The organism is Niallia tiangongensis (genome assembly GCF_044704065.1).
Lineage (GTDB): Bacteria > Bacillota > Bacilli > Bacillales > Cytobacillaceae > Niallia > Niallia tiangongensis.
Map to the genome: position 1 here is coordinate 2,195,472 of NZ_CP162613.1, position 24,999 is coordinate 2,220,470.

The window sequence follows — 24,999 nt, forward strand, 5'->3', positions numbered from 1 at the left end:
TCAGAGGTCTGATGTCTTAGAAATGTTTGGAGGAACATCATATGCTAATTAAATCGGATACGAGACATTTATATTTGCAAGTAGTCGATCGTCTAAAGAAAGATATTGAGAAGGGAATATATAAAGAAAAAGAAAAATTCCCCTCAGAATTCGAGCTTGCAAAGACTTTAGGTGTAAGTCGTGCCACTCTAAGAGAGGCATTGCGTACATTAGAAGAAGAAAATGTGATTGTCAGAAGACATGGGGTTGGCACTTTTGTTAACAGTAAACCGTTGTTTAATTCTGGCATCGAACAATTGAATAGTGTCACGAATATGATTAAGCAGGCAGGAATGAATCCAGGTACCATATTTCTAAGCTCAAACACGATGTTTGCCACTGAAGAAGATACGACACGCTTCTCTACTTTGCAAGAGGAAGAACTACTCGTTATTGAAAGAGTTCGAACAGCTAATGGCGAACCGGTTGTTTATTGTATTGATAAATTGCCACAGAATATCTTACCTGACCGTTTTTCATACGATCAAGAATCGATTTTTCAATTCTTGGAATCGGATAGTCAAAGGCATATTACATACGCTGTTGCACAAATCGAACCGATTGGATATCACGAGAAGGTATCTCCCATCCTGCAATGTGAGCCAGAAATTGCTCTGCTTGTTTTAAAGCAGATGCACTATGATGAGAGGGATGAACCGATTCTTTATTCAGTAAATTACTTTCGATCAGATAAGTTTAGCTTTCAAGTATTAAGAAAACGAATTTATTCGTAAAAAGCTGGACAAACTAATCACAAACGTTCTTTATTAAATTACAAAAAATCTAGGGGGTACAAGCTTTGAAGAAGCGTAAATTTGGCTTAGCACTATCTTTAGTATTAGCTGCGGGGACTGTATTAAGTGCTTGTGGAAGTAATGACAAAGGCAACGACAATGCAGCAGAGGGTGATAAAGATAAAGACTCATTTCAAGTTGCAATGGTAACAGATGTTGGTGGGGTTGATGATAAATCATTTAACCAATCTGCTTGGGAAGGTTTAAAAGCATTTGGTGAAGACAATGGTCTATCAAAAGGTAATGGTATTGATTACCTTCAATCACAGTCAGATGCAGATTATGCTACTAATTTAAATAGCTTAACTCGCCAAGGTAATGATTTAGTATTTGGTATTGGATTTATGATGGAAGGTGCAATTTCAGAAATCTCTCAACAACAAACAGATGCTCATTTTGCAATCGTTGACGCTGTAGTAGACCAACCAAATGTAGCAAGTATTACTTTTAAAGAGCAAGAAGCTTCTTTCTTAGCTGGTGTAGCAGCTGCTCATGCAACTCAATCGAAGAAAATCGGTTTTATCGGTGGGGTTGAAGGAGAAGTTATCGGTCGCTTCGAAGCTGGATTTGTTGATGGCGTTAAAGCGGTAGACCCTGATATTGAAGTAGATGTACAATATGCTGGTGCTTTTGATAAACCCGAAATTGGTAAAACAATTGCAAGTAAAATGTACTCTTCTGGTGCAGATGTAGTATTCCATGCTTCTGGTGGTACTGGTGCTGGATTATTCTCTGAAGCACGTGATTTAAAAGAAAAAGATCCTGAAAAATACATCTGGGCAATCGGAGTTGACTCTGATCAATCAGCTGAAGGTGCTGTTGGGGATCATAACATTGTGTTAACTTCTGCATTAAAAGGCGTTTCAACTGCAGTACAAGATATCTCTACAAAAGCAAAAGAAGGTAATTTCCCTGGTGGCGAAACTACTGTTTACGGCTTAAAAGAAGATGGCGTTGGACTTGCAGCAATCAATGAAGAAGTAGAAAACAAAGCAGAAATCGATGCAGCTGTTGAAGAATGGACTGCAAAAATTAAAAACGGTGAGTACACTGTTCCTGATACTGTTAAGTAAATAGCATATGCTAATTTTCCAGGAATAAGTGGTTTGCGTTGCAAACACTTATTCCTTTTTTACGACAAAAAATAGAATTTTAACTAAAGAGTAGAAGCGTTATTCTAGTCTTTATTAAAAATTTTATAGGTTGAAATTATCGTGATATAAAATTACATAATTTCTTTGCGGATTGTTTTAGAACATTATTTCTTTGACATCATACGTTTTTTTAAGCTTGAAAATTTATGTAAGCAAGTAAGAAGGAGTGGATTAGATGGAATATGTAATCGAGATGTTAAATATTCGAAAAGAATTCCCTGGTATTGTTGCAAACAACAATATCACCCTTCAAGTTAAAAAAGGTGAGATTCACGCGCTTTTAGGGGAAAATGGTGCAGGAAAATCTACGCTTATGAACGTTCTTTTTGGGCTATATCAACCAGAAAAAGGCGAAATTCGTGCGCGTGGGAAAGTCGTTAATATTTCCAATCCTAATATTGCTAATGATTTAGGAATTGGAATGGTCCATCAGCATTTTATGTTGATTGATACCTTTACAGTTACTGAAAACATTATTTTAGGAAAAGAAACAGTTAGCAAAGGAAAAATCGATCTGAAAAAAGCAGAAAAAGAAGTGCAGGAAATCTCCGAGCGATATGGACTAGCAGTAGATCCGAAAGCGAAAGTTGCCAATATTTCAGTTGGGATGCAACAAAGAGTAGAGATTTTAAAAACTTTATATCGCGGCGCGGAAATTTTAATTTTTGATGAACCGACAGCTGTTTTAACTCCACAAGAAATTACTGAATTAATTGGCATTTTCCGTAAGTTAATTCAAGAAGGAAAGTCCATCATCTTAATTACCCATAAATTAAAAGAAATTATGGAAGTTTGTGATCGTGTGACTGTTATCAGAAAAGGGGAAGGCATCGGCACGTACAACGTTAAAGATACAAATCCGAATGAACTTGCAAACCTAATGGTTGGTCGTGAAGTTTCCTTTAAAACAGAAAAGAAAGCCCCAAATCCGAAAGAAACGGTATTGAAAATTTCGGATTTAACGGTGAAAGACAATCGTGGTGTTCATGTAGTAAACTCTCTTAACCTAGATGTAAAAGCTGGTGAGATTGTCGGAATTGCTGGAGTAGACGGCAATGGGCAGTCCGAGCTGATTGAGGCAATCACTGGTTTAATGAAGAAAAATAGCGGAAGCATCACCCTTAACGGCAAGGAAATTAGTGTACTGGCACCTCGAAAAATAACGGAAAGTGGGATTGGCCATATCCCGCAAGATAGACATAAACATGGTTTAGTCCTTGATTTTTCGATTGGCCAAAATATGGCATTGCAAACTTATTATAAAAGACCATTTTCTAATTATGGTTTCTTGAATCAAACAGAAATTGAAAAAAAAGCAAGCGAATTAATTGAAGAATTTGATGTGAGAACACCAAGTATTCACACACCTGCAAGAGCACTTTCTGGCGGAAATCAGCAAAAAGCAATAATAGGTAGAGAAGTAGATCGTGATCCTGATTTGCTAATTGCAGCCCAGCCTACGAGAGGGCTGGATGTTGGTGCGATTGAATTTATCCATAAACGTTTAATTGAACAACGAGATAAAGGAAAGGCAGTATTGTTAATTTCCTTTGAGCTTGATGAAATTTTAAATGTAAGTGATCGAATCGCAGTTATTTTCGACGGGGAAATCATTGCAACTGTGGATCCAAAAACAACAACAGAACAAGAATTAGGGCTATTAATGGCAGGTTCGAAAGCTAAAAAAGTGGGTGTGGAGAAATAATGTCTAATACAATAAAGAAAATTAGCATTCCGATTATTTCCGTATTATTAGGGGTTATTGTTGGTACAATTATAATGCTTGCAACAGGATACAATCCTGCAGACGCTTATACTGCACTATGGAATGGAGCATTTGGCGAAATCTATTTTACTGGGGAAGTTGTTCGTCAAATTACACCATTGATTCTAGCAGGTCTTGCAGTTGCCTTCGCTTTTCGTACCGGACTATTTAACATTGGGGTAGAAGGACAATTAATCGTAGGCTGGCTTGCTGCAGTTTGGGTAGGAATTGCTTTTGATTTACCAAAAATCATTCACTTGCCACTTGCAGTATTAGCCGCTGCTGCTGCTGGAGCACTTTGGGCATTTGTGCCAGGCTTCTTAAAAGCAAGATTTAGAGTGCATGAAGTTATCGTAAGTATTATGATGAACTATGTTGCGTTACATGTATCCAATTATTTAATTCGAAATGTATTAACAGACAAGGCAGACCGTACAGAAACGATTCCGCCATCCGCTAGCTTACGTTCTGATTTTTTAGCTAGTATTACGGATTATTCACGTCTTCACTGGGGAATTTTAATCGCAATCGGTTGCGTTATTCTTATGTGGGTTATTTTAGAAAAGACTGTAAAAGGATATGAATTAAAAGCAGTTGGTTTTAACCAAAATGCATCTCAGTATGCTGGAATGAACGTAAACCGCAACATTATTCTATCCATGGTTATCTCTGGTGCTTTTGCAGGTCTTGCAGGAGCGATGGAAGGATTAGGAACCTTTGAATATGTAAGTAATAAAGGTGGATTTACAGGTGTTGGATTTGATGGAATTGCCGTTGCATTGCTTGGGGCAAATGGACCAGTGGGAATCTTGCTTGCTGCATGCTTATTCGGTTTCTTAAAAGTAGGTGCGTTAAATATGCCGCTTGAAGCTGGTGTTCCAAATGAGATGGTGGATATCATTATTGCCTTAATCGTATTCTTTGTTGCTTCAAGCTATATGATTCGCTTATTCTTAGACAGATTAAGTAAAAATAAAAGTAAAAAGGGGGAGAAGTAAATGGGATTAATGGATGTTTTATTAATTGTCATACCCTCTTCACTATTGTTTGCTGCTCCACTAATCTTTACTGCACTCGGCGGTAACTTTTCCGAACGAGCTGGGGTCGTTAATATTGGATTAGAAGGTTTAATGGTTATGGGAGCTTTCTCTTCCATTGTTTTTAACTTAACATTTGCCGATAGTCTTGGTGCTTGGACACCTTGGATTTCATTGCTTGTTGCAATGGTTGTTGGTGCGATTTTCTCTGTACTACATGCTGTGGCAAGTATCACATTCCGTGCCGATCAAACCGTTTCTGGTGTAGCGATTAACTTGCTTGCGGCAGGACTTGCTATGTTTTTAGTAAAATTAATCTATGATGGAAAAGGACAAACAGGTACCATTCGTTATAGCTTTAAGAAAATTGATATTCCCGTGTTAAAAGATATACCGGTGATTGGTGATTTATTTTTCTCCAATACGTATTGGACTTCCTACTTAGCAATTATTGTCGCTATCATAGCTTGGTATGTGATGTATAAAACGCCATTTGGCCTGCGTCTTCGTTCGGTAGGGGAACACCCAATGGCTGCAGATACGATGGGAATTAACGTAACAAAAATGCGCTATATTGCTGTTATTCTTTCTGGGGCATTTGGCGGAATCGGCGGTGGGGTATTTGCCCAGTCGATTACAAATGATTTTACACATGCTACGATTAGTGGACAAGGGTTCATGGCACTTGCTGCCCTTATTTTCGGAAAATGGAATCCGCTTGGGGCTATGGGAGCTGCGATTTTCTTCGGCTTTGCTCAAAGTTTGAGTATTGTTGGTAGCAGTTTACCGTTTTTAGAAAACATTCCAAATGTGTATCTGTTAATTGCACCATATGTATTAACGATTATTGCATTAACAGGCTTTATCGGTCGCGCAGATGCACCAAAAGCTTCAGGTGTACCTTATATTAAAGGTAGTAGATAAAATGAATTTTTAGGAAAATGAGAAAGAGGCTGGAACATAGGTACTCCAGCCCAAGTTATAGCCAAACAATTACACGAAAGTTTCGTATAATTGTTTGGCTTTTTAATTTGCTTTTGAAAATGCTGTTCCATGAAGTTTGTTGCTATTACGCGCAGCTAGAATACACTATTTCTGATATGACCGCTCGCTTTCCATGGGGCGAGCTCCGAGTCTCTTCACAGTTCACTAAGGGAATGAAAACCATTTTTGACTAAAGCGAGAGAAAAAATAGCGTTCATCAAGGGAATGAGAACCATTTTTGATAATTATTCGCCCTTACAGACCTTCTATTTAGTTATTTCCCATCCTCGTTCCTATTCTCGGAAAAAATCCTGCCTAACCTATGATTTCTTATTCCTCATGTGTATTAATCGCTTTCGTCTTTATTTCTGTATCTAATAATTCAATTGGAATATGTTTTGGAATGACATTCGCTGGAACTTCCCCATTTATATCTAAATAATAGTGGCGAATAGGCTTTAGGGTGCTATCGTCTAATTCATATACCAACGGAATGCTTGTTGGGATGTTCAAAGAGGCGATTCCATCTGATGAAACACGGTCTAAATACTGAATAATAGCCCGAATAGTATTGCCATGTGCAGCAATGATAACTTTTTTGTTTCTCTTTAACATTGGTGCAATTTCTTGATCCCAGTAGGTTAAAACACGTTTTTCCGTATCGGCAAGATTTTCTGTTAACGGAAATTCTCCTTCTTTAAGCTGCCCATAGCGAGGATTCTTGATTGTGTATCGGGGATCTTCTTTACTGAGTGCAGGTGGTCGAACATCCATGGACCTTCTCCACAACTGTACTTGATCCTCTCCGAATTTATCCGCTGTCTCTGCTTTATTAAGCCCTTGCAACGCGCCATAATGGCGTTCATTTAACTTCCATGTTTTATGTACGGGAATCCACATACTGTCCATTTCATCAAGGATTATCCATAGGGTGCGGATCGCCCTCTTTAAATAGGAAGTAAAGGCAGTATCAAAGTAAAAGCCATTTCTTTTTAAAATCATCCCTGCTTCTCTCGCTTCTGTTAATCCAGTTTCGGATAGCTCGACATCAGTCCAGCCGGTAAAACGGTTCTCTACATTCCAAATACTTTCTCCATGGCGGATTAAAACAAGTTTTTGCATCATCATTTCTCCTTTATCTCTTTTATATGCTTCCTTTATTTTTTTCCTATTTTTTAATAAATAGTCTTTTGAACTTCTTCGTTGAATAAATTAAATGGAATTATTTTCATTTTCGGTTGAATAGACGTAATCCAAATGATATGTTGAATATACAAAGTTGCTTAGACCTTTTTTTAGGGGGGGGAAACGATGAAAAGAACGCGAATAGTAGTTGTGGCAATCGGATTAATAGTTATTTTTGGATTTGGTCTTTTGTGGAATAAGCCTGTTTATGGGACTGATGAAGCATCTATTAAGAAGCTAATCGCCGAAAGTGATTTACTTCAGGTAAAAACGAATATTGAAATTATTGATATAGTAGATACAGATACGAATAGAATGGTTGGTTTTACAAATGGAGAAGGGCAGGGCATTATTCGGTTTGAAAAAGATTCTAACGGGGATTATACGTACCTTGGTATGAATTTTGAAAGTGGTGCGAGCAATGGAATCACTACCTATACCGTTCCGGTAGATAATAGCAGAACGCCACTTTTTCTATTTCTATCAGATGGTTCCACCGTTGGGACGATTGAATTGTTCATTAATAATCAATTAAGAGAAGAAAAATCAGTTCCTTTAGGCTCCTTTTCCATGGGGGCGTTTCAAGAGAGACTTTCAGAAGCAGAAGCGAAAGCCTTTAGTTTGGAGTTTAAGCTTTTTAACAAAGAAGGAAAAGAGGTAACAGAAATAGAATCATAAGTTGAAGGGAAATAATCCATACTTAATAAGAATAACCTTATAAATAGAGTTAATACTAGTAAGTAGTGTATGATTAGTGCAAGTATACGTAGGAGGTATGTTATGAGTGTAGTATCGGAAAAAATCACGAAATGTGGCGGCTTTCAATTACATACAGTAAAGACAGAAAAGTTTAAAACAAATAATATTGTAGTGAAATGGCGAACACCCATTACAAAAGAAAATGTAACACACCGGGCACTTTTGCCATATGTCATGCAAAATAGCACCGAGAAATATCCCACAACCGCAAAGCTTCGTTCCTATGTAGAAGAGTTGTATGGAGCGACCTTTTTTATTGACCTTGCTAAAAAAGGAGAATACCACATTGTTTCTTTCTCATTAGAAGTTGTCAATGAAAAATTTTTATCAGACCCTACTCCTTTATTAAAAAAAGGATTGGAATTTTTATCTGAAATTATTTTTCACCCGAATGTCACTGACAATAGCTTTGATTCAAACGTCATCGAAAATGAGAAGCGTGCTTTAAAGCAACGAATTCAATCGATTTATGATGATAAAATGCGTTATTCCAATCAGCGAGTGATTGATGTTATGTGTGAAAACGAACCATATGCACTAAGCGTATATGGAGAAAAGGAAGAGGTGGATAGCATTTCGCCACAATCCCTTTTTTCCTATTATCAAAATGCGCTTGCAGAGGATCAAGTTGATCTGTATATGGTAGGCGATATAAACGAAGAAGAGGTTGCTTCTTATATAGAAGAATTATTTCCGTTTAAGGAACGAATGGTAAAGTCTATTGATCGCAGAACGCCTCACGAAGCTAGAGAAGTAAAAGAGGTTCGTGAAGTACAGGATATAAAACAAGGGAAATTAAATATGGGATTCCGTACTCAGATTGTCTATGGGGACCCTGAATATTTTGCACTGCAAGTACTAAATGGCATTTATGGAGGCTTCTCTCATTCAAAATTGTTTATAAATGTCAGGGAAAAAGAAAGTCTTGCTTATTATGCAGCAAGTCGTCTCGAAAGCCATAAAGGGCTATTGCTAGTAATGTCAGGGATTGATAATCAAAACTACGAAAAAGCTGTGAAAATTATTAAAGAACAAATGGAGCTCATGAAAAAAGGAGAATTTTCCGATCAGGAAATCATGCAGACAAAAGCAGTGATTCATAATCAAATGCTGGAAACATTAGATACCTCCCGTGGGATGATTGAGTTGTTCTATCATAATAGTGTAAGTGACAAATATGTAGAGATGGGCGAATGGCTGCAGCAGATGAGCACAGTTTCTAAAGAGGAAATTATCGAAGCAGCCAAGAAAATTGAATTGGATACTGTTTATTTCTTAACCGGATCGGAGGGGAATGTATAATGGAAAAAATAGAATTTGCTCAATTGCAAGAAGAGCTATATTATGAAAAATTAGTGAATGGCTTAAAAGTGTATATTTTACCTAAAAAAGGCTTTAATAAAACGTTTTGTACGTTTACAACAAACTATGGTTCGGTAGATAATACCTTTGTTCCCCTTGATGGTTCTGATTTCACACAAGTTCCTGATGGAATTGCTCATTTCTTAGAGCATAAGCTCTTTGAAAAAGAAGACGGAGATGTTTTTCAAGATTTCAGCAAGCAAGGGGCAAGTGCGAACGCATTTACTTCCTTTACAAGAACGGCCTATTTATTCTCTAGCACCTCCAATGTAGCGAATAATTTAGAAACGTTGATAAATTTTGTGCAAGAGCCTTATTTCACGGAAAAAACAGTGGAAAAGGAAAAAGGAATAATCGGTCAGGAAATTACGATGTATGATGATAATCCAGATTGGCGCCTATATTTTGGTTTAATTGAAAATATGTATGTCAATCATCCAGTGAAAATTGATATTGCCGGAACGATTGAATCAATTTCCCATATTACGAAAGATATGCTTTATGAATGCTATAATACATTCTATCACCCAAGCAATATGCTTCTTTTCATTGTGGGGCCAGTTGATCCAGAAGAATATATGACTCAAATAAAAGAAAATCAAAACAAAAAGGATTATACGAATCACAGTGAAATCCAGCGTAAATTTGCGGAAGAGCCAATGCATGTCAATAAGGAAAAGCAAGTATTGAAAATGAATGTGCATACTTCTAAATGCCTTGTTGGAATTAAAGGGATTGACGTGGAGCGCTCAGGAAAAGAAATGATGAAACAAGAGTGGAGCATCAATTTATTACTTGATTTCCTATTTAGCGAAAGCTCAGAGAACTATCAAAATCTTTTCCAAGAAGGTTTAATTGATGATACCTTCTCCTATGATTACACACAGGAATATGGCTTTGGATTTGCGATGATTGGTGGAGATACGAGTGATCCTGATCGTTTGGAAGCTGCAATCAAAGAAATCCTCATGAAAGCGAAAACAAGTGATTTTGCAAGCGAGACATTAGAAAGAACAAAGAAAAAGAAAATTGGTGCATTCTTGCGTGCAATTAATTCACCAGAATATATCGCGAATCAATTTACTCGCTATGCATTCAATGAGATGAATTTATTTGATGTAGTGCCTACTGTTGAAGAAATCACAGTCGAAGATATTAAAAATGCGGCGACCAAATTATTGGAAAAAGACAGAATCACAACATGCCAAGTGGTGCCGAAATAATATGGAAGCAGACACAAAGGAAGGATTTTCTTTGTGTCTGTTGCTGTTTTTAGAAAAAAAGAAAGTAAATGGAGTGGAGACGAGCAATGGGGAAATGGATTTTAATTACTGGTGCATCTGGTGGAATAGGACAAGCGATAGCGAAACAGTTGGCAGAGGAAGGATATTCGCTTTATTTACATTTTCATCAAAATCAACCAGCAATGGAGGGGTTGCTTTCAGCGTTAGCAGAGTATGGGGGAGAATATTTTCCAATTCAAGCAGATTTAAAACAGCCAGATGCCTATAAGAAAATAGTGGGAAACATTTTTACAATCGATGGCATTGTTCATGCGAGCGGCATTAGTACATATGGGTTATTTACTGATTTGAAGGATGAAGAAATGAAGGATTTATGGAATGTCCACGTTCATTCGATGATGTGTATGACAAGAGAGCTATTACCCAAAATGCTTTCCCAGCAAAGTGGTAATATTATCGTTATAACAAGTATATGGGGGCAGGTAGGGGCTGCGATGGAAGTGGCTTATTCCGCTGTAAAGGGAGCACAAATTAGCTTCGTGAAGGCGTTAAGCAAGGAGCTGGCTTACAATGGTATCCGGGTGAATGCGGTAGCGCCTGGCGCAATTGAAACAAATATGCTTCAGGCATTTTCGCCCGAGGAAATGCAAATAATCGAAGAAGAAATCCCAATGGGAAGACTAGGAAGACCGAAAGAGGTTGCTGAAAGCATTGCATTTTTGTTATCAGAGAAATCTTCCTATATGACAGGACAAGTTCTTTCCCTAAATGGAGGATGGCATATGTAATAGCTTTTTCCATTTGCTTTTCATGCATATTATTTCAGGAACTATCCAAAATAATGATGTAATGCACATTAAGCAATGAAAGGAGTATTTCATATGTCTATTTTAGAAAATTGGGATCAATGGAAAGACTTTTTAGCAGATCGTCTTCATCATGCTGAAAATGAAGGAATGAACCAAGCGGTAATAGGAGATCTTGCGTTTCAAATAGGAGATTACCTATCCAATCAAGTTCAACCAAAAAACGAACAAGAAAAAATTCTATCCGATCTATGGTCAGTTGCAGATGAACAGGAACAACATGCGATCGCTAATATGATGGTAAAACTAGTCCATAATAACGGAACAAAATAATTATGTGTATAAAGAAGCTCGATAAATAGAGGAAGAAATTTTAGTCTATTTATCGAGCTTCTTCCATTAGTATAGTGTTGAATACTGCTGGAGGCTGTTGGGTCAGTGACTGGATTGGCACAGGAATATCATGTCAGTGACCGACCGAAAGAAAAACCAAAGCAAAAGGTAACAGAGGAAGTGCTTCATCAAATACCATCCCCCAACCCAAATAAAATCATCTATATCTATCAGAAATCAACGTTCCGCCTACAAAAAACAAAGCAACATTTTTCTAGAAAGCACCCTTTCAACAAAAAGTCCATCTTTTTTTCTATTTTTACCCCTTTTTTCTTGATTATTTATACTATTCCTATATGATAGAAATTAAAAGACTATAAAATTTCACTTGATATTTGTAGGAGGATTTTTTTGGAACAGAAGGAATGGTATTTAGAATACGAAATTCAAAAAAACCGACCTGGCCTATTAGGGGATATTTCCTCTTTACTAGGGATGCTTTCTATCAATATTATCACTATTAATGGGGTAGACGATGGACGTCGCGGCTTATTAATGTTAGCAAAAAATAAGGAACAAATAAAAAGGTTAGAATCTATTCTCTATACAATGGACACAATAAAAGTAATCAAGCTTAGAGAACCATCTTTAAGAGATAAACTTGCGGTGAGACATGGCCGGTATATTCAAAGAGATGCTGATGATAAAAAGACATTTCGATTTGTTCGCTATGAACTTGGATTGTTAGTAGATTTTATGGCTGAATTGTTTAAAACAGAAGGTCATAAATTAATAGGCATTAGAGGGATGCCTCGTGTAGGCAAAACCGAATCTATCGTTGCGGCTAGTGTTTGTGCAAATAAAAGGTGGCTTTTAGTAAGCTCTACCTTGTTAAAGCAGACCATTCGCCATTCCTTAATGCAAGGAGAATACAATGAAAATAATTTATTTATCATTGATGGAATTGTATCTTCTAAGCAAATCAATGAGCGACATTGGGCTGTAATTAGAGAAGTGATGCGCCTACCGTGTATTAAAGTGGTAGAACATCCCGATGCCTTTGTACATAATACAGAATACACTTTAGATGATTTTGATTATATTATTGAGCTAAGACATGAGCCAGGCGAGGAGATTCTTTATGATGTTCATAAAAAGAATACTCTTGCCATAGAAAGTGAATTCGAGGGTTTTGATTTTTAGTAAGTTGGAAGGTGTTATCTTTGAGTGAATTAGGAAATCGATTAAAGGAAGCTAGAGAAGCAAAAGGACTAACGTTAGAGGAATTACAGGAGATTACAAAAATCCAAATCCGATATTTAGTTGGCATTGAAGAAGGCAACTATAGTATGATGCCAGGTAAATTTTATACACGGGCATTTATCAAACAATACGCAGAAGCGGTAGATTTGGTTCCAGAAGAATTATTTGAAGAATATAAAGATGAAGTGCCGACAACAGCAAACGATGAGTTACCGCAAAATTTATCGAGAGTGAATTCAAGAAGATCCTTAGACGGAGCGAGTTCAAAAGTATTTGATATCCTTCCTACTATACTTATTGCTATTCTGGTTCTAGCTGTTGCTTTTTTGGTTTGGTACTTTTGGTATGCGAAAGATTCCAATCCAGACAAACAGTCCAATAATGATACGGAACAAAATTCTGTTTATATGAAATCAGATGCGTTAAATGAGAAGGAACAAGAAAAAGCAACAGATGAGAATGCGAATAAAGACGAAAAGAAAGTAGTAGAGGAAGAAGAGAAAAAGGTAGAAGAAGAAAAAACAAAACAAGAGATTACCAAAAAAGAAACAGAGGGAAGAACAACTACTTATGAAGTGGAAAATGCGGAGAAATTTGTTGTGAAGCTTGTTTCAACTGGAAAAGTTTGGGTTGATATCCAAAATGGCAAAAACTATTCGTTTTTCCAAGGTATTCTTGAAAAAGATGGATCTGATACCAAGGAAGTAGATCTATCAAAAGAGACTGAGGCGCATGTAATTATCGGAAATAGTCAGGTAGATGTTTTTGTCAATGATGAGAAATTAGAGCTTGGTGATTCTTCCTCTAGACAAGATCTTGTCATTAAATACGCAAAAGAAGAATAGTCATCCATTTGATGACTATTTTTCGCTATTATAACGTATTTAGGTTATAATACTAATGGTTTTAATTTATTTTTATGGAAGTGGCGATTATCGTCATGGTAATGGAGGTTGTAAGATGAATTTACCAAATAAGATTACCGTAGCAAGAATTTTATTAATCCCTGTCTTTCTAGTAATTATGCTAGTAGATTTTTCATGGGGAGAGCTGACACTTTTAGGTGTTACCTTACCGATGACACATTTTATCGGTGCCTTGATTTTTATTATAGCATCCACAACGGATTGGATTGATGGACATTTTGCAAGAAAATATAATCTAGTAACCGACTTAGGGAAGTTTTTAGATCCTTTAGCAGATAAATTATTAGTTTCTTCTGCACTAATTGTCTTAGTAGGATTAGATATGGCACCTGCGTGGATTGCCATTGTTATTATCAGTAGAGAATTTGCGGTAACTGGATTGCGTTTAGTACTTGCTGGTGGCGGCGAAGTTGTCGCTGCAAATATGCTAGGAAAAATTAAAACATGGGCGCAAATTGTTGCGATATCAGCACTTTTACTACATAACATGATTTTCGAACTTGTCTCACTTCCGTTTGATATCATTGCACTATGGGTTGCCTTAATCTTTACTATCTGGTCTGGTTGGGATTATTTTGCAAAAAACAAACAAGCTTTTGTTTCATCCAAATAAAATAGAGGAATAAAAAAGAGGACATCGATTTTACAAGCGAATATTGCTTTATAAAGATGTCCTTTCTTTATGAGCGACAAAAAGGGGGAGCACAATAGATGAATGCAGAAATTATCGCGGTTGGCTCAGAATTATTGCTTGGGCAAATTGCTAATACAAATGCGCAATTTATTTCCAAGCATTTAGCCGACTTAGGAGTAAATGTTTATTATCATACAGTTGTAGGAGATAATGCTGCTCGTTTAATGGAAGCGATTAAAATCGCAGAAAGTCGAGCACAATTGCTTATTTTCTCAGGAGGACTTGGTCCGACGAAGGACGACTTAACAAAAGAAACGATTGCCAATCATCTAGGAAAAGAGCTAGTCTTTGATAAAGCTGCACTTCAATCAATTGAAGACTATTTTTTTAAGACAAAACGCACAATGACCGAAAATAATAAAAAACAAGCGTTAGTTCTAGAAGGATGTGACGTTCTTCCCAATGATCATGGAATGGCTCCTGGCATGTTTTTGAAAAAAGACGATCAATTTTATATGCTCTTACCTGGACCGCCAAAAGAAATTCAGCCAATGTTTGTAAAATATGGATTTCCAGCGATACAAGAGCAAATGACAAGTAAAGATGTCATCATTTCACGTGTGCTTCGCTTTTTTGGAATTGGGGAGTCTTTATTAGAAACAAAAATTGAAGATTTAATTGATGCACAAACAAACCCGACAATTGCGCCTCTTGCAGGAGACGGGGAAGTAACATTGCGTATTACGTGTAAGCATGATTCAGTGGCAGAAGCAGATAAATTAATTGCAAAGACAGAGGAAGAAATATTCTCTCGAGTAGGCGAATTCTTCTATGGATATGATGACACAACGTTAATGAACGAACTCGCTCACGTATTATTAAAGAAAAATTTGACCCTCGCAGCTGCAGAAAGCTTAACAGGTGGCCTATTTCAACAAGAGGTTACGAGTATTCCAGGTGCCGGAAATATCTTCCAAGGAGGAGTTGTCTGTTACACAAATGAGGTGAAGCATCAAATCCTTCATGTGAAAGAGGCAACCATTCAAGAACATGGCGTTGTTAGTGAGCCATGTGCAAAGGAGCTTGCAGAAAATATTGCAAGATTATTAAATGCAGATATTGGCATAAGCTTTACAGGCGTTGCTGGTCCAGATGAACTGGAGGGGAATCCGGTTGGTACCGTTTTTATCGGAATAGCTAAAAAAGGTGAGCCGACTAAAGTGGAAGCTTTAGCGCTTAGTGGTACTAGAGCTGGTAATCGAAGCAGAAGTGTGAAATATGGTCAATATTTTTTATTGAAAATGTTGAAGGGATAGACTGAATAGACGTAAGTGATGATTTCTTGCTTGCGTCTTACTAGTGTAGTGCTTCTCCCGTTAGAAATAAAAAAACGAATGAATGTTCGATTTTTTGCTGTACAAATGAAAAGAAAAAAGGTATATTAAATATATAATCTTTTAAACAACGAATGAATCATGATTAGTGAGATTCATTTTTTATATAAGGAGGAGAACGTATTTGAGTGATCGTCAAGCTGCATTAGAAATGGCGTTAAAACAAATAGAAAAACAATTCGGTAAAGGTAGTATTATGAAGCTGGGAGAGCAAGCTGATAAAGTCATTTCTACTAGTCCAAGTGGATCGTTAGCTTTAGATGCAGCCCTAGGTGTTGGTGGATATCCAAGAGGTCGTATTGTTGAGATATATGGTCCTGAAAGTTCAGGTAAAACAACAGTAGCGCTACATGCTATTGCTGAGGTGCAGGCAAATGGCGGACAAGCAGCATTTATTGATGCAGAGCATGCATTAGATCCGGTTTATGCACAAAAGCTTGGCGTTAATATCGATGAATTATTACTTTCTCAACCAGATACTGGAGAGCAAGCGCTAGAAATTGCAGAAGCTTTGGTTCGAAGTGGAGCAGTTGATATTTTAGTAATTGACTCTGTAGCTGCACTTGTACCAAAGGCAGAGATTGAAGGAGAAATGGGAGATTCCCATGTTGGACTTCAAGCACGCTTAATGTCACAAGCCCTTCGTAAATTATCTGGAGCAATTAATAAGTCAAAAACAATTGCTATTTTCATTAACCAAATTCGTGAAAAAGTCGGAGTAATGTTCGGAAACCCTGAAACAACTCCTGGTGGACGTGCATTGAAATTCTATTCATCTGTTCGTTTAGAAGTTCGTCGTGCTGAAACGTTAAAACAAGGAACAGACATGGTAGGAAACAAAACCAAAATTAAGGTTGTTAAAAATAAAGTAGCACCACCTTTCAAAGTGGCAGAAGTAGATATCATGTATGGAGAAGGTATCTCTAAAGAAGGAGAGATTATTGATCTTGGTTCAGATCTTGATATTGTTCAGAAGAGTGGGGCTTGGTATTCCTATAATGACGAAAGATTAGGACAAGGCCGTGAAAACGCGAAGCAATTCTTGAAAGAAAATAAAGAAATGCGTCTAGAAATTCAAAAGAAAATCCGCGATCATTACGGGCTCGATAAAGAAGTAACACTAAAGCCTGAAAAGGACGACCAAGAACAATTTGAATTAATCGACTAATTGTTAACCAAAAGATGGTATAGTGGATATCCACTTTGCCATCTTTTTTTGATTGATTATTAATAAGCGACTATTAATTCAGCTAATAGAATCTATCGTTTATCTCATGATATTTTATTAAAATTATAAAAAGACTTCATGAGAAAAACACACTGAATAAAAGACTCAATTAGGTTTAACAAGCTTAATTTCTGACCATAATATAGATGATAGGTTAGAAAGTGATAATCTATTACAGTTTAATAGGGAGAAATTTTCATACATATATAGGAATAATAGAGCAATTGTTAGAGAAAAAGGCTAACAAGATAGCCAATGAGAAATAGGTTAATCCTACTAGTTCAAAGTCTTGACAATAAATTGGTACAACTATACAATTGAATTGTATATTTTACATTTTTATAAGTATGAAAACCTAGAAAACGATTATATGACTAGGGAAAATTTCGATTGAAAAAAGGAACATTAAGCCAATACTTTTAAAATCGTAACAAACACAATTTGATAGCAAGAGGAGGTGAAAATGATGGATCCACTATTAAAAATCATCTCCATTTTGCTTATTCTAATCGTTATTGCCGTTGTTGGCTTTGTTGTATATTTTATTCGAAAGTCCAATGCTAATGCAAAAATTAGCAATGCAACAATGACTGCTGAACAAATTATTGAAAATGCAAAGCGTGAAGCAGACGCATTGAAAAAAGAAGCTTTGTTAGAAGCAAAGGATGAGATTCACAAGCTTCGTAGTGAAGCAGAACTAGAAGTTCGTGATCGAAGAAATGAACTACAAAAACAAGAAAATCGTTTATTGCAAAAAGAGGAAAATCTTGATCGCAAGGGAGAAGCGTTAGACAAACGTGAATCAGTTTTAGAAAAGAGGGACGATTCTCTTAATAAAAGACAACAGCATATGGAAGAGATGGAAAGCAAAGTGGACGAGATGGTTCGCAAGCAGCAAACAGAACTAGAGCGCATTTCTGGCTTGACTCGAGAAGAGGCAAAGTCCATCATTTTAGACCGTACAGAGCAAGAAGTTGCTCATGATATTGCGGTAATGATTAAAGAAAGTGATACTAGAGCGAAAGAAGAAGCAGATAAAAAGGCTAAAGAAATTCTGTCACTTGCAATCCAACGTTGTGCGGCTGATCATGTTGCAGAGACTACAGTTTCCGTTGTAAACCTTCCAAATGATGAAATGAAAGGGCGAATTATCGGTCGTGAAGGTCGAAATATTCGAACACTTGAAACATTAACAGGAATTGATTTAATCATTGATGATACACCAGAAGCAGTTATTCTCTCTGGTTTTGATCCAATAAGACGTGAAACTGCAAGACTTGCGTTAGATAAGCTCGTTCAGGATGGTCGTATCCATCCAGCTCGTATTGAAGAAATGGTTGATAAAGCGCGTCGAGAAGTGGATGAACATATTCGTGAAATCGGAGAACAAACTACGTTTGAAGTCGGAGTTCATGGATTACATCCAGATTTAATTAAGATTCTTGGACGTTTAAAATTCCGTACAAGCTATGGACAAAATGTATTAAAGCACAGTATGGAAGTGGCACAATTATCAGGAATTTTAGCTGCTGAACTTGGGGAAGATCAAACCCTTGCCCGCAGAGCCGGACTACTACATGACATTGGGAAAGCCATTGACCATGAAGTAGAAGGAAGTCATGTGGAAATTGGTGTCGAGCTTGCTACCAAGTATAAAGAGCATCCTGTTGTAATCAATAGTATCGCATCTCATCATGGTGATACAGAACCAACTTCAATCATCGCTGTACTAGTAGCTGCTGCTGACGCACTTTCAGCTGCAAGACCAGGAGCGCGAAGAGAAACATTAGAAAATTATATTCGCCGACTGGAGAAATTAGAAGAAATTTCTGAATCTTATGATGGAGTAGAGAAATCATTCGCTATTCAAGCAGGTCGTGAGATTCGAATTATGGTGAAACCAGATCTTGTGGATGATTTAGAGTCTCATCGATTAGCTCGCGATATTCGTAAGAAAATCGAAGAGGAACTCGATTATCCAGGTCATATAAAAGTAACCGTCATTCGTGAAACAAGAGCGGTTGAATATGCAAAATAAAAGACGGTGCGATTGCACCGTTTTTTTTATCGAAAAATACAGCAGCATGCCTGAAAAGTTCCTTTTAAGGCAAATCGCGTTAGGAGCGAAAGGGAATTATATGTTACACTGTTACATAGTGAAAAGTAGAAAGTAGGAAATAGGATATGCATATTTTATTTATTGGGGATGTTGTCGGTTCTATGGGCCGAGACATGATTAAAGAGTACGTACCAAAGTTAAAGGATAAATACAGACCACAATTAACGATTATCAATGGAGAGAATGCTGCTGGGGGAAAAGGTATTACAGAGAAAATTTATCGAAGCTTTTTGGAAATCGGTGCTCAAGCGATAACAATGGGGAATCATACATGGGATAACCGCGAAATATTTGAGTTTATTGATAACGCGAAATATTTAGTGCGTCCCGCTAACTTTCCGGAAAATAATCCTGGAAAGGGGATGGTTTTTGTAAAAATAAATGATATTGAAGTAGCTGTTATCAATTTACAAGGACGTACCTTTATGAATCCAAGTGACGATCCATTTATTGTAATTGATGGCTTAGTGAAGGAAGCGAAAAAGCGTACAGATATTATTTTTGTCGATTTTCACGGAGAAGCAACAAGTGAAAAGCAAGCAATGGGATGGTATTTAGATGGGAAGGTTACAGCGGTGGTTGGAACACATACACATGTGCAAACTGCTGATAATCGCATCCTTCCAAATGGGACTGCGTTTATGGCGGATGTGGGCATGACAGGACCGTATGATGCTATTCTTGGTATGCAAAAAGAATTGGTGCTAAATCGCTTTCTAACGAATTTGCCAACACGCTTTGAGCCGCCAAAAAGTGGGAGAGCTCAGCTAAGTGGATGTCTGATTGAGGTGGATAAGAAGACGGGCAAAGCGAAGAAAATGGAGCGCATTTTAATTAATGAGGACCATCCTTTTTATTCCTAACAGAATATAGCTCTTCCTTCTTTCCTGAAAAATCAAATATTTTCAAAGTTTTTATGTCCAAGCTGGAATATGTGTATTAAACTTGGAATATAGTAACATTGGAATGATATATATCCTGATATGTTCATTAATCTTAATGAAACATGCGGGGGGGTTAAACAAGGAGGAGCTAGAAATGGAGATATTAAAGGTTTCAGCAAAGTCTAGTCCCAATTCTGTAGCTGGTGCGCTTGCAGGTGTTCTACGAGAAAGAGGTGGAGCGGAAATCCAGGCAATTGGTGCAGGTGCATTAAATCAAGCGGTTAAAGCAGTTGCTATCGCAAGAGGGTTTGTAGCACCTAGCGGAGTGGATTTAATCTGTATCCCTGCCTTCACTGATATCGTTATTGACGGTGAGGAAAGAACGGCCATCAAGCTCATTGTGGAGCCTAGATAAAGAGAAAATAAGATTATATGGAAAAAAGAAAGGAAAGCGTGATTCTCATGCTTTCCCAATTTTCCCTTCTTAATGATTGGTAAATTCGCTCGGGCAGAATGAATCCTTTTAGGGAGATTTTCATCAGAAGGAAATAGAGCAAACCTTCAAAATGAAGGGGGGTGTCTTATCGATTAGGTTTCGTCCTCACAGCTGTAAGATTTAAAGTTGGAGAATGAATATTCTTCTTAACTAATCTCTTAAAAGCAGTGCTTAAGTAACCGAATGAATGAGAACCCCTTTCTTTTTATTTTGGCCATGATGGAACGCCCCTGTGCTTTTTGTTCTACTTCTTAGCAAACAATACGCATGCAAAATAAATCTTAATTTTTGAAAAATTAAAAATACGGGTTTAAATAGTTTGCGATTAATGATATCTTGGTGGAAAGCCTACAAGATTTACATAGAAGAAAATAAAGAACATATTCGTATAGGAGTGAATTTTTTTGAATTACTTTGATGGGCATTGCGATGTATTGTTTAAAATGTTTAAGGATAAAACAATTAATTTTCAGAATAGTGAAAAGCTTCATATAACGAAAGAAGGACTCCAAAAAGGTGGAGCAAAAATTCAATGCTTTGCTATCTATATTCCAGAATCCGTTCATCCAGATATGAAGTTTGAAGCCGCATTATCCATGGCAACTATTTTTTATGAAAAAATCCTTCAGCCTAACCCAGATTTTAAATTTATCCGTAATAAAATGGATATCGAGCAATTGAAAGAAGGAGAAATTGGCGCGATTCTAACACTTGAGGGCTGTGATGCAATCGGTGGAGATTTATTGAAATTAAAGACATTGCTACAATTAGGCGTATCAGCAGTTGGTCTAACCTGGAACTATGCAAATGCTGTTGCAGACGGTGCGTTAGAGCCTAGAGGGGCAGGCTTGTCTTTATTTGGAAGAGAAACAGTAAAGCTTCTGAATCAACAAGATATATTGGTAGATGTTTCCCATTTATCGGAAAACTCTTTCTGGGATGTAATGGAGCTTGCAGATCATCCGTATGCATCTCACTCGAATACATATAATCTTTGTCCACATCCTCGTAATCTACGAGATGAGCAGATAAAGGCGTTGATAGAAGCAGACAGCGTGATTGGGATTACTTTCGTGCCGCCGTTTTTAAGTGGCTCAAATGCAGCAACCATAACAGATGTATTGCGGCATTTAGATTATATCTGTTCCCTTGGAGGGGAGGATCATGTCGGCTTCGGCTCTGATTTTGATGGAATCTCTCAAACCGTTAAAGGGCTATCTTCTACTGCCGATTATCGGAATCTAATTAACGAACTAACGAAATATTATACTAGTAGTCAAGTAGAGAAGTTTTTATATACGAATATGGTAAAAAGGTTTCCGAAATAAAGGGGAATTTTAATGAAGCATACGGGCAGTTGCGTTATCTCCTTTTGAGGTAGAAAACGCAACTGCCCGTTACTGTGAGATTCCTAGTTAAAGATAAAAAAATAGTAGAAATATTTCTTTCTAACCTTGCTATTGTTTTCAAAAGGTCAAAGGCTTATACTAGAATAATGAAAATATGTCTATAAAGAATAGTACATATGAAGTATAGATTGTTGTTTAAGTATCGCGACAGTACAGTACTTGACTTCTGTGGGTCATAGCAACAAACTTTACGAAAAAATCCTAAAAAAACAATCTATAAGAACTAGCCTAAAACATGTATATTAACAAACTTATGGATGAAACAAGTTTATCGATAAGAGAGGAGTAGTTGAAATGAACGAAAAACAACGTTTAGATGGACAAAAAATTGAAAGCAATAATTCTTCGGACAAAAAATCCGAAAAGGATTACAGCAAATATTTCGAAACAGTATACAAAGCACCTTCTTTAAAAGATGCAAAAAGACGTGGAAAAGAAGAAGTTCGTTATGAAAAAGATTTCTCTATTTCAGAGCAATTCCGTGGAATGGGAGAAGGACGCAAATTCTACATTCGCACATACGGATGTCAAATGAATGAGCATGATACAGAAGTAATGGCAGGAATTTTCTTAGCATTAGGCTATGAAGCAACAAATACTGTAGATGATGCCAATGTTATTCTTCTTAATACATGCGCGATTCGCGAAAATGCAGAAAATAAAGTATTTGGTGAATTAGGACATTTAAAGCATTTAAAAACAGAAAAACCAGACCTTTTAATAGGGGTTTGTGGCTGTATGTCCCAAGAAGAATCTGTAGTAAATAAGATTTTAAAAACATACACACAAGTAGACATGATCTTCGGAACACATAATATTCACCGTTTACCAAATATTCTTCAAGAAGCATATATGTCGAAAGAAATGGTAGTGGAAGTGTGGTCTAAAGAAGGGGACGTTATCGAGAACCTTCCAAAAGTACGGAAGGGGAAAATTAAAGGCTGGGTTAATATTATGTATGGCTGTGATAAATTCTGCACCTACTGTATCGTTCCTTATACTCGCGGGAAAGAGCGTAGCCGCCGTCCAGAAGATATTATTCAAGAAGTTCGTCAATTAGCTGCACAAGGCTATAAAGAAATTACGCTACTAGGTCAAAACGTAAACGCATATGGAAAAGATTTCACTGATATCGATTTCCGTTTCGGTGATTTAATGGAAGAAATGCGCAAAATTGATATTCCGCGTGTTCGTTTTACAACAAGTCATCCACGTGATTTCGATGATCATTTAATCGAAGTGCTTTCTAAAGGCGGCAACTTAGTAGAACATATCCATTTACCAGTACAGTCTGGTTCATCTGATGTGTTAAAAATCATGGCACGTAAATATACAAGAGAAAAGTATTTAGAATTAGTTCGCAAAATGAAAGCAGCTATTCCTAATTTAACTCTTACAACAGACATTATTGTAGGGTATCCAAATGAAACAGATGAGCAATTCGAAGAAACATTGTCTCTTTATAAAGAGGTTGGTTTTGAGGCTGCTTATACATTCATTTATTCACCGCGTGAAGGGACGCCAGCTGCGAAAATGAAAGATAATGTTCCAATGGAAGTGAAAAAGGAACGTTTACAGCGCCTAAATGCTTTAGTTAATGAGTATTCTGCAAATTCCATGAAGGGCTACCAAGACAAAATTGTTGAGGTTCTTGTGGAAGGGGAAAGCAAGAATAATCCAGATGTACTTGCAGGTTATACACGCAAAAACAAGCTAGTAAACTTTGTTGGACCAAAATCAGCAATCGGTAAACTTGTTTCTGTTAAAATTACGGATGCGAAAACGTGGTCATTAAACGGAGAAATGATTGAGGTATTAGAAGCAGAAGCTGTTGAGGCAAACTAATGGCTAAGTATACAAAAGAAGAAATAATCGAGCGAACAGAACAACTTGCCAAGATGATTCGCGATACAGAAGAAGTCGAATTTTATCAGCGGGCAGAACAGCAAATCAATCAAAACAAAAAAGTGAATGATCGAATTGCTCAAATCAAAAAATTGCAAAAACAAGCAGTCAATCTTCAGCACTATGGGAAAATTGCTGCTTTAAAAGAAACAGAAGCAAAAATTGATGCAATGCAAAAAGAAATCGATGAGCTTCCAATCGTCAGCGAGTTTAAAGAATCACAAGAAATCGTGAACGACATGCTTCAAATGGTAACAAAAACAATCGCAGAAACAGTTGAAACCGAAATTCTTTCTTCTGTTGATAAAAAGAAAGAAGATTAAAAAAGAGTTTTTTGTAAGATTGAATGTTCATGAGTTAAATAACGTTTAGCATACTAAGTTGATAGGAGGGGAAATCAACGGGCTTCCGTTATTTGCGAATACAATTAAATCCCAAAAGTAGAAAAACCAAGCATATTCTCGCTTGGTTTTTTACTTGTTCTGATTATTTAAAATGTTAATCGCTCGTAAGAAAGCTTTCCGATATTCCTGTTGTTCCTTCATAGCGGTTTGCAAGGTGGAAAGCAATGCTTTGTTCAGCTGCTTCGTTTCTTTATCTTTCGCGTCTCCATTATTAATCGATTGTTGAAGAAATGTATAGACTAGAAATAGAACAGAATAGTTATCAACATAAGTAAGGCTGACAGCACTTCCACCATTTCCTCCTTCTGCATGGGTATTAACAGAAGGCCCACCCGTTTCCAAAATTTTTTCAATAAGCTCCTCTGGTACACCAAGCTCCTTTAATTTCTCAGCAGTTAAGCCAATATTTTTATCCTTCGCCATTCTTTTCCCTCCTCCTATTAGGTATGTAAAAGAAAAGGGCAACCATCAAAAATGATGTTGCCCTTTATTATATGCTTATCTCTTGTAGGAGTGATTATCTTGAAAGGTGATTAACCTTCGTTCACCATTTCAGGGCTGTTTTCGTTGTAAGATACAGCAGTAGCAGCACCAGCAACGTTAGCATTAACTAAAATACCACCAACGAAGAAGTTTAATAAGTTAACACCTACAGCAGCACCACCAGCAGCACCAGAAGCAGTAAATTGGTTAGCAAGGTTACCATTTCCTTGAGTAGCGTTAGTGAATCCGCGAAGTTCTGCCCCTTTATTCCCAATGCCTTTACCTTTAGCAGCAACATCAGTACCAGCAACGCCAGAACCGTTACCTTTGTGACAATCAGATGTGTAGTTAGACAACATATGATTTCACCTCCTTTCAAAAGTGAGATTCAT

At 37.0% G+C, this 24,999-nt stretch carries 25 protein-coding genes; 22 read left to right on the forward strand and 3 right to left on the reverse strand.

Annotation, left to right across the window (positions count from 1 at the left end; all coding sequences use genetic code 11):
• The first annotated feature begins 41 nt into the window (after nt 1-41).
• The 5 genes from AB3U99_RS10210 (at nt 42) to AB3U99_RS10230 (ending at nt 5,713) form a co-directional block, all read left to right on the forward strand.
• Nucleotides 42-773 (forward strand): GntR family transcriptional regulator, encoded by a 732-nt coding sequence (locus AB3U99_RS10210; RefSeq protein ID WP_400247309.1) that lies wholly within the window; start codon nt 42-44, stop codon nt 771-773.
• Between the two features lie 65 nt (nt 774-838).
• On the forward strand, nt 839-1,906 hold the full coding sequence (locus AB3U99_RS10215) for a BMP family protein (protein ID WP_400247310.1): 1,068 nt from the start codon (nt 839-841) through the stop codon (nt 1,904-1,906).
• Between the two features lie 256 nt (nt 1,907-2,162).
• A complete protein-coding gene (locus tag AB3U99_RS10220; RefSeq protein ID WP_400247312.1) occupies nt 2,163-3,692 on the forward strand; it encodes an ABC transporter ATP-binding protein in 1,530 nt (509 codons plus the stop codon).
• Nucleotides 3,692-4,750, forward strand: coding sequence for an ABC transporter permease (locus tag AB3U99_RS10225; RefSeq protein ID WP_400247314.1), 1,059 nt, complete (start codon nt 3,692-3,694; stop codon nt 4,748-4,750). Before AB3U99_RS10220 ends, AB3U99_RS10225 begins: the two co-directional genes overlap by 1 nt.
• Entirely contained in the window at nt 4,751-5,713 is a 963-nt protein-coding gene (locus AB3U99_RS10230; protein ID WP_400247316.1) for an ABC transporter permease, read from the forward strand.
• Between the two features lie 390 nt (nt 5,714-6,103).
• Here the strand turns inward: AB3U99_RS10230 and gpmA are convergent, their stop codons facing one another.
• Nucleotides 6,104-6,895: a 2,3-diphosphoglycerate-dependent phosphoglycerate mutase gene (gene gpmA, locus AB3U99_RS10235; protein WP_400247318.1), complete on the reverse strand. Its 792-nt coding sequence runs from the start codon at nt 6,893-6,895 to the stop codon at nt 6,104-6,106.
• 189 nt (nt 6,896-7,084) lie between these two features.
• On the opposite strand from gpmA, the gene AB3U99_RS10240 reads away from it, so the two are divergent.
• The 17 genes from AB3U99_RS10240 (at nt 7,085) to AB3U99_RS10320 (ending at nt 24,043) form a co-directional block, all read left to right on the forward strand.
• Nucleotides 7,085-7,636, forward strand: a complete 552-nt coding sequence (locus AB3U99_RS10240; protein WP_400247320.1) for a hypothetical protein — start codon at nt 7,085-7,087, stop codon at nt 7,634-7,636.
• 102 nt (nt 7,637-7,738) lie between these two features.
• Nucleotides 7,739-9,019, forward strand: a complete 1,281-nt coding sequence (gene yfmF, locus AB3U99_RS10245; RefSeq protein ID WP_400247322.1) for an EF-P 5-aminopentanol modification-associated protein YfmF — start codon at nt 7,739-7,741, stop codon at nt 9,017-9,019.
• A complete protein-coding gene (yfmH, locus tag AB3U99_RS10250; RefSeq protein ID WP_400247324.1) occupies nt 9,019-10,302 on the forward strand; it encodes an EF-P 5-aminopentanol modification-associated protein YfmH in 1,284 nt (427 codons plus the stop codon). Before yfmF ends, yfmH begins: the two co-directional genes overlap by 1 nt.
• An 86-nt stretch (nt 10,303-10,388) precedes the next feature.
• On the forward strand, nt 10,389-11,111 hold the full coding sequence (ymfI, locus tag AB3U99_RS10255) for an elongation factor P 5-aminopentanone reductase (RefSeq protein WP_400247325.1): 723 nt from the start codon (nt 10,389-10,391) through the stop codon (nt 11,109-11,111).
• Between the two features lie 93 nt (nt 11,112-11,204).
• Complete coding sequence (locus tag AB3U99_RS10260; protein ID WP_031534605.1) at nt 11,205-11,462, forward strand: DUF3243 domain-containing protein; 258 nt, start codon at nt 11,205-11,207, stop codon at nt 11,460-11,462.
• A 105-nt stretch (nt 11,463-11,567) separates the two neighbouring features.
• Nucleotides 11,568-11,822: a hypothetical protein gene (locus AB3U99_RS10265; protein WP_400247327.1), complete on the forward strand. Its 255-nt coding sequence runs from the start codon at nt 11,568-11,570 to the stop codon at nt 11,820-11,822.
• Nucleotides 11,823-11,873: 51 nt separating this feature from the next.
• The gene (locus AB3U99_RS10270) at nt 11,874-12,665 is read left to right on the forward strand and encodes a DUF3388 domain-containing protein (protein ID WP_400247329.1); all 792 of its coding nucleotides are present in this window, start codon (nt 11,874-11,876) and stop codon (nt 12,663-12,665) included.
• Between the two features lie 11 nt (nt 12,666-12,676).
• On the forward strand, nt 12,677-13,570 hold the full coding sequence (locus AB3U99_RS10275; protein WP_400247330.1) for a helix-turn-helix domain-containing protein: 894 nt from the start codon (nt 12,677-12,679) through the stop codon (nt 13,568-13,570).
• Between the two features lie 115 nt (nt 13,571-13,685).
• On the forward strand, nt 13,686-14,264 hold the full coding sequence (gene pgsA, locus AB3U99_RS10280) for a CDP-diacylglycerol--glycerol-3-phosphate 3-phosphatidyltransferase (protein ID WP_400247332.1): 579 nt from the start codon (nt 13,686-13,688) through the stop codon (nt 14,262-14,264).
• 98 nt (nt 14,265-14,362) lie between these two features.
• Nucleotides 14,363-15,601, forward strand: coding sequence for a competence/damage-inducible protein A (locus AB3U99_RS10285; RefSeq protein WP_400247334.1), 1,239 nt, complete (start codon nt 14,363-14,365; stop codon nt 15,599-15,601).
• A 202-nt stretch (nt 15,602-15,803) separates the two neighbouring features.
• Complete coding sequence (gene recA, locus AB3U99_RS10290) at nt 15,804-16,847, forward strand: recombinase RecA (protein WP_400247335.1); 1,044 nt, start codon at nt 15,804-15,806, stop codon at nt 16,845-16,847.
• Nucleotides 16,848-17,373: 526 nt separating this feature from the next.
• Nucleotides 17,374-18,945, forward strand: coding sequence for a ribonuclease Y (gene rny / locus AB3U99_RS10295; protein WP_235247713.1), 1,572 nt, complete (start codon nt 17,374-17,376; stop codon nt 18,943-18,945).
• A gap of 146 nt (nt 18,946-19,091) precedes the next feature.
• Nucleotides 19,092-19,889, forward strand: coding sequence for a TIGR00282 family metallophosphoesterase (locus AB3U99_RS10300; RefSeq protein ID WP_400247337.1), 798 nt, complete (start codon nt 19,092-19,094; stop codon nt 19,887-19,889).
• Between the two features lie 175 nt (nt 19,890-20,064).
• Nucleotides 20,065-20,325 carry a stage V sporulation protein SpoVS gene (gene spoVS, locus AB3U99_RS10305; protein ID WP_016201204.1) on the forward strand — a complete coding sequence of 87 codons (261 nt, stop codon included), beginning with the start codon at nt 20,065-20,067 and terminating at the stop codon, nt 20,323-20,325.
• 485 nt (nt 20,326-20,810) lie between these two features.
• Nucleotides 20,811-21,734 carry a dipeptidase gene (locus tag AB3U99_RS10310; RefSeq protein WP_400247339.1) on the forward strand — a complete coding sequence of 308 codons (924 nt, stop codon included), beginning with the start codon at nt 20,811-20,813 and terminating at the stop codon, nt 21,732-21,734.
• Nucleotides 21,735-22,109: 375 nt separating this feature from the next.
• Nucleotides 22,110-23,660, forward strand: coding sequence for a tRNA (N6-isopentenyl adenosine(37)-C2)-methylthiotransferase MiaB (gene miaB / locus AB3U99_RS10315; RefSeq protein WP_400247341.1), 1,551 nt, complete (start codon nt 22,110-22,112; stop codon nt 23,658-23,660).
• The gene (locus tag AB3U99_RS10320) at nt 23,660-24,043 is read left to right on the forward strand and encodes a RicAFT regulatory complex protein RicA family protein (RefSeq protein ID WP_400247343.1); all 384 of its coding nucleotides are present in this window, start codon (nt 23,660-23,662) and stop codon (nt 24,041-24,043) included. The genes miaB and AB3U99_RS10320 overlap by 1 nt, the downstream gene beginning before the upstream one ends.
• A gap of 150 nt (nt 24,044-24,193) precedes the next feature.
• Here the strand turns inward: AB3U99_RS10320 and AB3U99_RS10325 are convergent, their stop codons facing one another.
• Nucleotides 24,194-24,547, reverse strand: coding sequence for a hypothetical protein (locus AB3U99_RS10325; protein WP_400247344.1), 354 nt, complete (start codon nt 24,545-24,547; stop codon nt 24,194-24,196).
• A 110-nt stretch (nt 24,548-24,657) separates the two neighbouring features.
• Nucleotides 24,658-24,966, reverse strand: a complete 309-nt coding sequence (locus AB3U99_RS10330) for a hypothetical protein (RefSeq protein ID WP_400247345.1) — start codon at nt 24,964-24,966, stop codon at nt 24,658-24,660.
• Nucleotides 24,967-24,999 lie beyond the last annotated feature (33 nt).